The organism is Halomonas sp. (assembly GCF_052095765.1).
Taxonomy (GTDB): domain Bacteria; phylum Pseudomonadota; class Gammaproteobacteria; order Pseudomonadales; family Halomonadaceae; genus Halomonas.
Genome location: NZ_JBQDJZ010000067.1, coordinates 1 through 12561, shown reverse-complemented (window position 1 = coordinate 12561; position 12561 = coordinate 1). Strand labels below are relative to the sequence as shown.

Genomic DNA, 12561 nt, shown 5'->3' with positions numbered 1-12561 from the left:
ACTAAAGGAGCTACCGCTATCATTGTGGCCAGCGCTCCAGCAGGCAACGGTGTAGCAGGCAACATCAGGTCATGCGCTGAAAACCCCATGTCCGTCATGGCTGCCGACTCAACCCACAGACTGTTGATATCATATAGCTCCAGCATCTCCAGAGTAGCGGCTGTACCCTTTTGCCCCAGCGGGCCTGCGCCCTGGTCGCGGCATAAAGCCATCACGCCCTCACCCATGAATACCAACGCCACCTTGCGTCCAAAAGCAGCGGCCACTAGTGCGGCATCAAGACCTTCGCGCAACAGGCTACTACCATGAGGGCCATGGCGCAGGATAACCAAGACCTGGGTATCATTGGCTTGGCTGATATCGATTGATTCACTCATCGATGCGGGACTCACGTCAGGGGCCAAAGGTCACAAGCCGATCACAGCTCAGTCCAGCGTCAACCAGCTGGCCTAGGCCTGTCAGTTCGAAAGGCGGCGCCACGCTATAGCCCTGTTTACCATGGCGAGCCGCCTCTTTTTCGTCCAGCAGCCCGCGTCGCAATGCAGCGGCAATACAGACTTGCAAGGCAACCTCATGTTCAGCGTGAAGCTGTTGCCAAGCATCGCTAAGGTGTAGCTCATCCTGTGGTGGCGTCATCAAGCGCGCTGCATTGTGCACACCCTCATGATAAAAGAACACCGTTTCCAGTTTATGTCCACGGGTCACGACCGCTCGAGCAAAACGTAGCGCTGAAAAGCTGGCCTGGCTGCTATAAGGAGCGCCCATCAGCAGAATTGCATAGCGCATGGCGCCACCCCTCCGGGTTTACTTCCTTCAACGCACTGGCCCCGCCGAAGCGGGGCCAGTACTCAAAACTGCAACTGCTTACCTGTCAGTCCGAGCTGGCAAAGCCCAGAAGTGCCAACAAGCTCAGGAACAGGTTGTAGATAGAGACGAACAACGTGATGGTGGCCAGAATATAGTTGGTCTGACCGGCACGGTGCACAATCTCACTGGTCTGGTACAGAATCGCAGCAGACGAGAACAGCACAAAGCCCGCCGAGATCATCAAGTGCAGCGCCGGAATCTGGAAGAAGAATCCAGCCAGCATGGCAAGTACCAGCACGATGAAACCGGCAAACATGAAATTGGCAAGGAAGCCGAAGTCCTTGCGAGTAATCAGCGCCACTGCCGACAGACCCAGGAAGGTGATACCGGTCATGGCCATTGCAGTCATGATCAGCTCAGAGCCATTGGGCAGCTTCAGGTAGGCGTTTAGCACCGGGCCCAGCGTAAAACCTAAAAAGCCGGTAAACGCGAAGATGGACACCAAGCCCAGCGCCGAGTTGGCCGTCTTGTGCACCAGAAACATCAGTCCATATATACCCACCAGCATGATGAGGATATTCGGCTGCTGAAAGTTCATTGCCATGGCAAGGCCTGCCATCATTGCAGAGAACACCAGCGTCATTGCCAACAGGCCATAGGTGTTACGCAACACCTTGGTTGTCAGCTCTGAGGACACCTGCGCCTGTTGAGGACTTAGACGAGTATCGTTAAAAGCCATGAGTTACTCTTCTCCTGAAAGTAAATCGATCGTATCAATTGTTACACAGGATGCCCGCTGTTGTCCCATGAATCAAGCCAGCAGCCCTTCCCGACACAATTATCGGAATCCTGTAGTGTTCAGAGACACCCTCGCACAAAAAATATTGATAACGTCTTGACGAACCAGCTAATGCTGGTAAGATGCATCGCCGTAAGCCGGAGGGATGGCAGAGCGGTTGAATGCACCGGTCTTGAAAACCGGCGTAGGTGAAAGCCTACCCAGGGTTCGAATCCCTGTCCCTCCGCCAGATCGACCCTAGAACCCGCCCTAATCGGCGGGTTTTTTGCTTCTAAGCCCCGCCATTGCTGAATTCCTTGTATTTGCCCGTATCAACGCATACCATCCAGTAACGCTATTTATTGTTGGGTGCATTGTTGGGTAAGTGCCAAGGAGGCCAGATATGCCAAGAATCGCTAAGCCATTGAGTGCGCTGGAAGTTAAGCGCATCGACAAGCGGGGACATCACACCGTTGGCGGCGTGCCTGGCTTGCTGCTGAGCATTGCCAAGGGTGGATCGCGTAGCTGGACGCTGCGCATTCTCATTGGTGGCAAGCGCCGGGATATTGGTCTTGGCGGCTACCCTGGCGTATCGCTGGCCCAGGCACGGGAACGTGCTGAGGATATGCGCTGGCGCGTCAGGAATGAAGGCATAGACCCTGTGCTCGAGCGACAGCAGGCACATAGCGCCCTGCTCGCAGCCCAGGCCAAGGCCATCACCTTCGAGAAGGTCGCCCGTGAGGTCATCGCCAGAAAGCAGGCAGAGGCCGGAAACCTCAAGCACGCCCGTCAGTGGGAATCGACCCTCGAGACCTACGCTTTCCCGACACTCGGCAAGATGGCTGTCAGTGACATAGAGCTGGCGCATATCAAGGAAGTGCTCGAGCCTATTTGGACAACCCGCACAGAGACCGCAACCCGCGTACGTCAGCGTATCGAGGCCGTGCTGGCCTATGCCATCGTCAGCGGCTACAGAGAGACCAGCAACGTGGCTGTCTGGAAAGGCAACCTTGATGCCATCCTTCCGGCACCAGCCAAGATTGCGCCCGTCAGGAATCACCGCGCCCTACCCTTCGATGAGATGTATGGCTTTGTGTCAGCGCTGGCTGATCGTGAAGGTAACGCTGCTCGCTGCCTCGAGTTCACTGTCCTGACCGCTGCTCGGTCTGGTGAGGCGCGTGGTGCTCGCTGGGAAGAGATCAGCCTCGAGGATCGCGTCTGGATCATTCCAGGCGACCGCATGAAGACCGGCAAAGAGCACCGCGTCCCGCTGTCCGGCACTGCCATCAAGTTGCTCGATGCCATGCCCAGGGATAGAGAGCTGATATTCCCCGCTCCCCGTGGTGGCCAGCTATCTGATGCCGCCATGAGCGCCCTGCTCAAGCGTATGAAGATCAACGCCACCGTTCATGGCTTCCGCTCGAGCTTCCGTGACTGGGCAGCGGAGCGCACCAGTACACCCAACCAGATAGCTGAGATGGCGCTGGCGCATACGGTGAAGGGTGTCGAGGGTGCCTACCGGCGCGGCGACCTGCTGGCCAAGCGCGCACGACTCATGGATCAGTGGGCAGAGTTCATCGAGACCGCGCCAGCAACCGGCAATGTGAGCGCGATCCGCTCCAGCGAGGTGGTCAACGATGGATGATGACGCCCTGGTCAAGCAGGCGCTCGACGCGCTACGCGCCCTGGAAGACCGGCTTGATGAGTTGGCGCCGGGCATAACCGAAGAAGACGACGTATATCCCGGCGATGGTATGGCTGGGCTGTCTCTGATTTACCACATCATACGAACCGAATGCAGTCTTGAGGAAGCAAGCCGGCACCTTGAAGAGCACTGCCGCGAGTTGGAGATAGTGCAGACTGACTACCGCAAGGCCCGCCAAGAGCCGCTACGCCTGACCCTGGAAGAGATCGACCTAGCCGGCTGCAACCACTTTCCGCCGCCCCAGGTGGCTACGAATACTCTCATGTACGCCATTGCGCGTGTCTCGGAAGGCAGAGACGCGTATCTCGGCCAGCATGGCGGTCTGGTGAGAACAGACGGACGAGAGATGCAGCGTCAGAGAACCAGCCGGCAACGGCACCACCTGGCTGGCCAGTTCTTTGCACTCCGACAGCAGCACCCAGGGCAATACCCTTTAACCGATGAAGGGTATCGCTTGGGCGCTGATGTCTTGAAATGTACGGAGAATCAGCTCCGCGAAGCAGTGAAAGAGCTTGGTAGGACCGCGCCGCTACTCAAAGCAGCGTGGGAATCTGGCTTTCCCGCGCCGGCGCACAAGAAGCAGGACAGCAAAGGGGGGAAGTTTTAACAAAAAGTTCCCCGCTACAAGCCCCACCCCAGCCCTCACGCTACCCATGCAACCCAAGACGTACCACGCATGAGGAAGCGACATGAGCAAGGACACCATTCGTCAGTGGATCAACGCCAAAGACCTAGCCCGCCGCTGCGACGTTGGCATCAACACTATCTGGCGCTGGGCACGCGACCCCAACAACGCCTTTCCTGAGCCGGTAAAGCTCGGCGCAAACTGCACCCGCTGGCGCCTGGCTGACGTTATGAAGTGGGAAGACGAACGGGAGGCCGCGTAATGCTTGCGACTATCACCCCGTATCGTTATGCTGATCCTGCTATTGCAAAATCAGCAGCCGGGATTGACAGCCCGATCACTTCTAGGCGCACCAGCGCCCCATCGACAGGCGCTTTTTTTGCGTCCGTCAGTTATGGCGGCTGTGCGTGGGACGCTTCCGAGCGTGCCGGTTTCCTAGAGTGCCGGTCTGTCAACCTGCGTACAGTCGCCCACCCCTCGATTGACAGCGAGATGGGCGGCTCCTCAACTCTAGGAGTCCGACCAATGGCCACATTGCGCCTGCTATTCCCTACCCGCACCCCGTCTGCCCGCGCCGCTGCACACCGTGCAATGGCTAAAGCCGCACTGTTCGCAGACTCAAGCGCCGCCGTCCGGCTCAAGCGCTACAACTCACACATGAACAAGGCCCGCGCCCTGGAAGCTCAGGAGGTGGCCAAATGAACCACATCAACCGTTTGAACCTCAACTCCGCCGCCCTCACTGGCGACCAGATCATCATGGAAGATGCCGGCCTTGCTGTCTCTGCGCTGGCCAAGAGCCTGAGTCAGTCGGACATCTCGCCTTCACAGCATGAAGGACTGCTGACAGCGCTCGAGATCATCGGCAACAAGCTGCTCCACCGCGCTGAGCACCTTCAGGAAATGCTGGAGGAGGGATTATGAGCACTTCACTTTCGGTATCTGGCCGCCTGAACGGCATTCTTCGCGCACTGGAAGTCGAGGCCGAAGATTTACGCGCCGTTGGCTGTGAGCAAGACGCGCTGGCTATGGATCACTACCGCCGGATGATCAGCGACATTCAGCGCCAAGCCCTTGATGAAGAAATCGAGCGGGGTGATGCCAAATGACGCCCATGAAAAAGCCCGCACGGCGGCGGGCTAATCCAAATCATTCGAGCGGGCAAGCTCAAGTGCATCATAGCATCGAGTCTGCCCTGGTTGAAGCGCTTTCCGCCCACGGCGTCACCGGCCTGGCCATCACTGCCGATGGCGAGATTCACCGCTTCGATCACCCCGACAAGAAGCGCGGCAACCTGTCCGGCTGGTATGTGGTGCCGACACACGAGATCGCCGTCTATGGCTTTTGGCACACCGGCGAACAGCAGACCGTCACCTTGCGCGGTGAGCATGACCCGGCTGCCGCAGAGCAAGCCCGTCAGGCTGCCGACAAGGCCCGCAGGCAGCGCCAGCAGCAGCGAGATAGGGATCAGGCAAGGACAGCCGAGCAGGCTCGCAGAGTGTGGCTCAAGGCGCCGATAGCGCTCACCGGCCACCCGTACCTAGTCGCCAAAGGTGTTGGCGTCCACGGCCTCAAGGAGCGCCAGCGCGAATTGCTGGTGCCGCTGTACGCCGACGGCAAACTGGTAAACCTACAGCGCATTAATGACGACGGCAGAAAGCGCTTCCTGAAAGGCGGCCGCATCACTGGTGCCGCATCGCTGGTGGGCAAGATCGCCGGCGCTCAGGCCGTCTACCTGTGCGAAGGCTGGGCAACCGCTGCGACCATCCACGAGTCCACTGGCTGCCCTGTTGTGGCTGCTATGAATGCCGGAAACCTGCTGCACGTCGCCCGCCGCCTACGCGCCGCCCTGCCCGATGAGGTGCGGATCATCGTCGCCGCCGATAACGACCAGCACACCGAAGGCAACCCAGGCATTGCCGCTGGGCGCCTTGCTGCTGATGCCATCCGCGCTGACCTGACCTGGCCGCGCTTTCCTTGTGCCGGCTGCAAGTGTTCGGACTTCAACGACCTGGCTCAGTGCGAGGGGGCAGAATGAATATGGCAGAGCAATTGCAGAACACCATGAGTCCCGACGACCGCACCGATGATGCCATGGAGGCTGTGGCCGAAGCGCTCAGCAAACTAGAGGACGACCCCGGCGCCCTTTTCGAGCAAGGCATCCTTGAGCTTATCGCCGGCATTCGCCAGGAAAGCCCAGCCGAGTGGCAGCGCATCCGAGCCAGTGCCAAGAAAGCCAAGGTGCAGGTTTCCGAGCTAGACAAACTGACCAAGCAGGGCAAGGACGAAGACGACAACAGCCTTTTCTCTACTGTAGAGCCATGGGGTGACTCAGTAGACGGTGCCGCCCTGGTGCGTGAGCTCTCGAATACGCTTCAACAATACGTAGTCTGTGAGCCAGCGGTAGCTGATGGCGCCGCTCTATGGATCGTCTTCACGTGGTTTATCGACTCAGTGCACGTGGCACCCATCGCCAACATCACCGCGCCGCTACCTAACTGTGGCAAGTCCACGTTGCTGGACTTCATGGAGCGCTTCGCATTCCAGCCGCTCAAGTGCGACGGCATAAGCCCCGCTGCGCTGTTCCGGTCTATGGACAAGTGGCAACCATCGCTACTGATTGACGAGGTAGATACCTTCCTACGCGATAACGAAGACGCAAGGGGTGTTCTCAACTCAGGGCATAAACGAAACGGCTTCATCATTCGAGTGGTAGGGGAAGACCATGAGCCAACAAGGTTCTCAACATGGGGTGCCAAGGCGCTGTGTGGCATCGGCAGCATTGCCAGCACGCTGGAAAGCCGCTCAATTCGCTTTGAGCTTCGCCGCAAGCTGCCTCATGAGTCTGTAAGCAACATTCGCTTTATGGATGCCGGACTCGAGGCCCGGTTGAAAAGACAGCTATGCCGACTGCATGACGACATTGCTCGGCAAGTCGCCAATACCCGGCCTGAGCCAGTGCCAGGGCTCAGCAACCGCGCCCAGGACAACTGGGAGCCGCTGCTACAAATTGCCGACACTATCGGCGGCGAGTGGCCCGAACGCGCTCGCACTATCGCCATAACCATCACCCGCATGGATGACGCAGAGCAGGCGCCAGACATTGGCACTGAGCTACTCAAGGACATCAAAGCAGTGTTCGACGAGAAGCGCTTCGAGCGGATATTTAGCGCTGACCTGGTGGAGGCATTGTGGGCTGACGGTGAAGCACCTTGGAATACCTGGAACAAAGGAAAGCCGATAAGCGCCCGTAACGGATGAAAAGCGCTACAAAGCCAGCAACCATGCGGGCTGTAACGATGTAACGGATAGAAACGCCTACCCGACGGAAGAAGATGATTCGGAGGTGTTCTGATGGCTGCCCTCGCTTATCTCAAGAACAACGAACTCTATGCCGAGGCACTGCGCGGTGAGCGCTTGAGAGTCTGGCCCCGGCGAAACATCACGCCCGAGGTGCGTGTCTGGATTCAGCAGAACAAGGCGCAGCTTCTCAAGGAGCTGATGCCGGCTGGTGAGCTTCGCCCCTGGCGCGTCAATATCGACGGCAAGGCATTCTCGATGCTTTCTTCCTGCAAGACACTGGCAGAAGCCCAAGCGTCTGCCGAGGCCCGCTGGCCGCACTCACAAGTAAAGGTGACACGATGATGACTGATAAACGACTCGCTGCTATCGGCAAGCGTATGGATGAGCTGTCCGAGCTGTCCGAGGCTTATATAAACCAGATGCTCCGGGGTGGAGAGGTGTAGCGCGAGGGCATGGATGCCTGCTACGCAGAGATACTGATGCTCTACAAGGAGTCCATGGCGCTGAAAGGAATAGATACCAGCGGAGAGGATGAGGCGCTGGCTAGCCTGTTTACTCCAATGGCTGCTGCCACTACTCAATAAACCACAGCAGCATCAGGCCGCCATAAAAGCAGATATGTTGCACTGTGATACTGCATAGCATAGGCTTGCATCTATGCAGCAAAGCCCTTAGCGATTCTTGTTATGGGTTTTATTGTCACTAGCTGCTTACTGGAGGGCATATGAGTCAGGCACTTAGGGATGAAGATAGGATCGTGATCCCCCGGCGCAAAGTTGGTGAGTCGATCAAGGCTCGCCCGTGCCTTGGAAACCATGCATCTCAGCTTGAGAAAGTTCGTGAGCGCTCGTTCTCACGCTATGAAAAAGCCTATCGCGATCTCTCCAAGGTTTGACTTTGAGCGACCAGGAGTTGGATGAGCAGCATTCTGGAATCAGGTACTTGCCGATAAGAGACATTTGATCTTGCCCACCAAAAGTGGACATCCCGTTAAGGTAGTACACTAAACGAGGTGACCCACATGGCAAGGCAAGCAGCATCGATGAAGAAAACCCGTATATCTTTGTCGTGACCACCGTAACTCATGGCCAGCGGAAAATAGGTCTGCGAAATAAGTTGTGTCCAGCTGTCCTGGGAGTTCGATCTCAGCTGTGTATCAGACCCAAACGCCTCCCCATCTATGAACCGCTTATTCTTGCTCAGTAAATCACTTTTATTTGATATTGTCGTTGTTATATTCATGCCATTTTTCTCACTCAGGTCACGAGTGGTGACATCGCGAAGCCCCGGCTATCTTTGTCTTGACCGAGGCCTCGCTGCTCATGAAACCAACCGAAGGATTACGACCAGTGATCAGAGGAGCGTCTTTGCAAGGAGTCACGGTACTGCTGCGTCGATGTCGGCAACAGCTCTCCTGTTCCCCAGTCAAGCACCACTCCGTAGCGACGAATCACATCCAGTACGCCCAACTTGCCATCATGATACTGCTTAGCAACGTCTTCGGGCGGCGTTTTCAACCACTCGTGTCGATGCGTCCGGATCCACTCCCGCGCTTTGGTTGTACTCTCATTGTCGATCTCATAGTCGTCGATATCAGGGTCATTCACCTTGATGACTACACCATAGTCGCACTCCGCGCGCTCGACCGACACATAGCCATCGATCACATCCTCCAGCACCGCCTCCGCGTCGCGTTCCAACGGATCACCGAAGCCACCGCCGCCCGCCGAGGGGCGCGTAAAGGTATCACCCGAGCGTACCGTCACATTCGAGAAAGTGGCACCCAGATACTGTTCATCCGGCATTCCTTTATTGAGCCACACACCATGTGGCACGGAGGGCAGGCCACCATTGATTCCCCAGGTAACTGAACGACCGCGGTCGCAGCAGTAGCTCATCACCGTCTTGTCGACCTTGGTGAGCACTCCCCCTTTCTCGACGCCGCAGCCTCCGCGGAAGCGGCCTGGCCCGGCCGAGTCCATACTGATTTCATGATGCATCGTCAATACGGGATTCAAGCGCTCCTGGCCTTCCACTGGCTGAACCGCCAACCCGGTACCGAATACCGGCGAGGTGGCCGACGAGCCATCCTTGGTCTGGCGTCCTCCCCAGCCGCCCGCCATCCAGTCATACCACATGAAGTAGTTGTCGCTGTCGGTGCGACCATCGTTGCCACCGATCAGCAGATACTCCAAGTTAAAGGCACAGGCCATGGCACGTTCCGGCATGATCCCGCTCCACAGCTCGAAGATCCCGTTCATGATCTTCTCATAGGGACCCGAGCAGAAACCCGTCACCGCATGCGGCCATCCCGCATTCACCACGCTGCCTTCTTCGCCGATATTCGCCGTCACCGCGCGATAGAAGCCTGAGTTAAGCGGGACATCGGGGAAAAATGTCTTGGTGCCGGCATAGATGGCGGAGTGAGTCGTCCCGTAGGCGGAGTTGAGGAAAGTGGAGACAGCGGCTGCCGACCCGGAAAGATCATAGTGGATGCCGTTGCCATCCAGCGTCAGTTTGATACGAATCGGCACCATACCCTCACCGAGCGCAGGATCCGCGTCGAGATAGTCGATGGTTTCCCACTCTCCCTGGGGCATGCCCGCCAGACTCTTGAGCACGACTCTCTCGACATAGTCCTGGGTCTCCTGCATGGCGGCGACAACGGTGGCCTTAGAATACTTATCGACCAGGCGCAGGACCTCACGCTCACACACCGCCGTGGCTTCTGCTTGCGCTTGCAGATCCCCCATCGCCTGACTGGGAGCCCGGGTGTTGGATACCAGCAGCTGGGCCACATCGTGCAGGAAAACGCCCTCGCGCCAGACACGCACCGGCGTGATGCGAAGCCCCTCGCTGAAATGTGTGCTGGCGTTGACATCGAAGGAGCCAGGTACGCTGCCGCCGATATCCGCCCAGTGTCCCTTGTTCTGCGCAAAGCCGATGATCTCCCCTTCGGCAAAGATCGGGCGGATGAAGCTGACGTCGTTGAGGTGCGTTCCGCCGCGATAGGGGTCATTGATCGCAAAGACATCCCCAGGGTGAATATCGCCGTCAAACTCCTCGAGTACGGCCTTGCACTGAAAATGCAGGGTCCCCACGTGCACTGCGATGTCTCCGCTGCCCTGCATGACCGTATTGCCCTGGGCATCGCACAGTGCAGACGAAAAATCGCGCGAATAAATGACAAACGAGTAGCAGGTACGCAAGATCTGCTCGCTCATCAGGTCGACGCTGGTGGCGAAGGCGTTCTTCAGGACTTCGAAAGTGACCGGATCGAGAGCGTTATGCTTATTTGTGTGTGTCATGGTCATTCCTCCTCTCCGGCTTGAACCAGTTGAATACGGATGTTTTTCCACTCATCGATCGATGCCAGGGTATCGGGCGGCACCACGGTTGTGGAGTCCAGTTGATCGATGATGGCGGGGCCGGTGAACTCGAAACCCACCGGTAGGGTCTCTCTGTCGTAAACCGGCGTCTCGTACCACTTGTCGTCGAAGAACACCTCGCGATGCGAGTGTGGTTCTGCCTGAGCATTCGGCACCCACTCGCTGCGCGCAAAGGTCGGCTTGGGCGTCTTGCCCACGGCACGTAGATGAAGCTGATAGATCTCGACGGGCAGCGCATTCTGGCGGAAGGAGAACTGTCGCTCATGCTCTTGGTGGAAGCTTTCAATCGCCTCCTCAAGGGCTCTCTCGCCACTACTCATCGACACCTGTAGGGAGCGCCACTGCCCCTGGTAGCGCATCGAAATACCTCGCTGCAGCACTGCATCGGCATCCGCGACGCCTTCATGACGCAACCGCTCTACAGCTTCTTCCTCAAGTGACTGAAACTGACGGTTGAGATCTTTCAGATCGGCACTGCTTGCTACAGCGGTGTACATCATCGAAAGGTCGTGCTGGATATCCACCAACAGACAGCCCATCGCCGATGCCACCCCTGGGCTCGGCGGTACGATCACTACCGGGATACCTAACTCCCTGGCCACCCCGGCGCCATGTAGTGCGCCGGCTCCGCCGAAGGCAATCAGCGCAAAATCGCGCGGGTCCAAGCCCCGGCGAATCGATACTAACCGCACTGCATCGGCCATGTTGGCATTCGCCACTTTTAGAATTGCCTGTGCAGCTTCGGCTGTACTCAGTGACAGGGGCTGACCGATACGCTCATCGATGACCTGAGCGGCCTTGTCACGGTCCAGCTCAAGTGCGCCGCCAGCCAGACTGGTGCCCAGGCGATTCAGCGTCAGACTGGCATCAGTATTCGTCGGTTCCATGCCACCTAACCCGTAGCAGGCTGGCCCCGGATCCGCACCCGCCGACTGCGGTCCATTACGCAGAGCACCGGCAATATCAATGTGCGCTAGAGAGCCGCCACCGGCGCCAATAGTAAGCACCTCGATGCTCGGGAACACAATGGGATGCCCGTACTCCACCCCCCACTGGTTAGTCACGCGGAGCTCACCGTCATTGATCAGCGAAATATCAGTGGATGTCCCCCCCATATCCAGCCCGACAGCATTCTGAAAGCCGCACTGCTCGGCAATATGCTTGGCGGCAATTGCCCCCGCTGCGATACCCGATGCCGCCAGGCGAACGGGAAAGTGCTTTGCCATGGCCGGCGTCATCGACCCGCCACCAGAGTGCAACAGTAATAGATCGTTGACATAACCTCCTTCTGTCAACTCATCATCCAGCTGCTTAACGTAGCCCGATACCAAGGGCCCAAGCACCGTATTTGCCACAGCAGTGTTGAAACGGTCGTGTTCGAAAATTTCGGGCAGGATTTCCGACGAAGTAGAGACATTGGCACCCGGGATCTCTTCCTCCAGAATTTCCCGCATGCGCTGCTCGTTGCAGACGTTGGCATAGGAGTTAATAAAGCACACCGCCACCGTGGTGGCCCCACGACGCTTGAGCTTGCGAGCCAGCGCGCGGGCCTCCTCTTCATCCAGTGGCGTTACCACTTCACCGGCATAATCAACGCGCTCGGTCACCTCGAAACGGTCGCGCCGGCGAATGTACGGGCCGCTGACATCCTGATAGGCATCCCAGAGGTTATCCTTGGTGCCATCGCGGATCTCGATCACATCGCGAAAGCCCTTGGTAGTGACCAGGGCCGCCTTGGAGAACCGGCGTGTGATCAGTGCATTGGTGGCAACGGTTGTGCCGTGGAAGAAAAGTTCCACATCCGAAAGCTCAATCCCGCCACGCCGAATACCGTCAATAACGGCCTGCTTGGGGTTGTTTGGCGTCGAGGGAACCTTGGTGACCCTGAACTCCTGAGTATCTGAATGATAGATGCATACGTCGGTAAAGGTTCCGCCGGCATCAACGGCGACTCT

Annotated in this window: 16 protein-coding genes and 1 tRNA gene; 12 read left to right on the top strand and 5 right to left on the bottom strand. The window is 57.8% G+C overall.

Translation table 11 applies throughout. The annotated features are described in order from the left end of the window. From tusC to ACTH3D_RS09440, 3 genes are all read right to left on the bottom strand, one after another. A partial coding sequence (gene tusC, locus ACTH3D_RS09450) for a sulfurtransferase complex subunit TusC (protein ID WP_441666825.1) occupies positions 1 to 377 on the bottom strand: 377 nt, incomplete at its 3' end. Between the two features lie 16 nt (positions 378 to 393). Next, positions 394 to 786 carry a sulfurtransferase complex subunit TusD gene (tusD, locus tag ACTH3D_RS09445; RefSeq protein ID WP_441666824.1) on the bottom strand — a complete coding sequence of 131 codons (393 nt, stop codon included), beginning with the start codon at positions 784 to 786 and terminating at the stop codon, positions 394 to 396. Between the two features lie 85 nt (positions 787 to 871). Further along, on the bottom strand, positions 872 to 1546 hold the full coding sequence (locus tag ACTH3D_RS09440; RefSeq protein ID WP_441666822.1) for a Bax inhibitor-1/YccA family protein: 675 nt from the start codon (positions 1544 to 1546) through the stop codon (positions 872 to 874). 199 nt (positions 1547 to 1745) lie between these two features. On the opposite strand from ACTH3D_RS09440, the gene ACTH3D_RS09435 reads away from it, so the two are divergent. From ACTH3D_RS09435 to ACTH3D_RS09380, 12 genes are all read left to right on the top strand, one after another. Then, positions 1746 to 1835 (top strand) — tRNA-Ser (locus ACTH3D_RS09435). A gap of 153 nt (positions 1836 to 1988) precedes the next feature. Beyond that, the gene (locus ACTH3D_RS09430) at positions 1989 to 3230 is read left to right on the top strand and encodes a tyrosine-type recombinase/integrase (protein ID WP_441666820.1); all 1242 of its coding nucleotides are present in this window, start codon (positions 1989 to 1991) and stop codon (positions 3228 to 3230) included. Then, on the top strand, positions 3223 to 3897 hold the full coding sequence (locus ACTH3D_RS09425) for a hypothetical protein (RefSeq protein WP_441666819.1): 675 nt from the start codon (positions 3223 to 3225) through the stop codon (positions 3895 to 3897). The genes ACTH3D_RS09430 and ACTH3D_RS09425 overlap by 8 nt, the downstream gene beginning before the upstream one ends. A gap of 82 nt (positions 3898 to 3979) precedes the next feature. Then, entirely contained in the window at positions 3980 to 4177 is a 198-nt protein-coding gene (locus tag ACTH3D_RS09420) for a helix-turn-helix transcriptional regulator (RefSeq protein WP_441666818.1), read from the top strand. Positions 4178 to 4440: 263 nt separating this feature from the next. After that, positions 4441 to 4617 carry a hypothetical protein gene (locus ACTH3D_RS09415; RefSeq protein WP_441666817.1) on the top strand — a complete coding sequence of 59 codons (177 nt, stop codon included), beginning with the start codon at positions 4441 to 4443 and terminating at the stop codon, positions 4615 to 4617. Next, entirely contained in the window at positions 4614 to 4838 is a 225-nt protein-coding gene (locus tag ACTH3D_RS09410; RefSeq protein WP_441666816.1) for a hypothetical protein, read from the top strand. The genes ACTH3D_RS09415 and ACTH3D_RS09410 overlap by 4 nt, the downstream gene beginning before the upstream one ends. Then, entirely contained in the window at positions 4835 to 5023 is a 189-nt protein-coding gene (locus ACTH3D_RS09405) for a hypothetical protein (RefSeq protein WP_441666815.1), read from the top strand. The genes ACTH3D_RS09410 and ACTH3D_RS09405 overlap by 4 nt, the downstream gene beginning before the upstream one ends. Positions 5024 to 5085: 62 nt before the next feature. Continuing rightward, entirely contained in the window at positions 5086 to 5952 is an 867-nt protein-coding gene (locus ACTH3D_RS09400) for a toprim domain-containing protein (RefSeq protein WP_441666814.1), read from the top strand. Between the two features lie 26 nt (positions 5953 to 5978). Continuing rightward, on the top strand, positions 5979 to 7175 hold the full coding sequence (locus ACTH3D_RS09395; RefSeq protein WP_441666813.1) for a DUF3631 domain-containing protein: 1197 nt from the start codon (positions 5979 to 5981) through the stop codon (positions 7173 to 7175). A gap of 93 nt (positions 7176 to 7268) precedes the next feature. Next, a complete protein-coding gene (locus ACTH3D_RS09390; RefSeq protein WP_441666812.1) occupies positions 7269 to 7559 on the top strand; it encodes a hypothetical protein in 291 nt (96 codons plus the stop codon). 110 nt (positions 7560 to 7669) lie between these two features. After that, positions 7670 to 7801 (top strand): hypothetical protein, encoded by a 132-nt coding sequence (locus ACTH3D_RS09385; protein ID WP_441666811.1) that lies wholly within the window; start codon positions 7670 to 7672, stop codon positions 7799 to 7801. A 140-nt stretch (positions 7802 to 7941) separates the two neighbouring features. Continuing rightward, complete coding sequence (locus ACTH3D_RS09380) at positions 7942 to 8112, top strand: hypothetical protein (RefSeq protein ID WP_441666810.1); 171 nt, start codon at positions 7942 to 7944, stop codon at positions 8110 to 8112. Positions 8113 to 8557: 445 nt separating this feature from the next. Here the strand turns inward: ACTH3D_RS09380 and ACTH3D_RS09375 are convergent, their stop codons facing one another. Beyond that, a complete protein-coding gene (locus tag ACTH3D_RS09375) occupies positions 8558 to 10525 on the bottom strand; it encodes a hydantoinase B/oxoprolinase family protein (RefSeq protein ID WP_441666808.1) in 1968 nt (655 codons plus the stop codon). A gap of 2 nt (positions 10526 to 10527) precedes the next feature. Next, positions 10528 to 12561 (bottom strand): hydantoinase/oxoprolinase family protein (locus ACTH3D_RS09370; RefSeq protein WP_441666806.1); only part of this gene is annotated, 2034 nt, incomplete at its 5' end.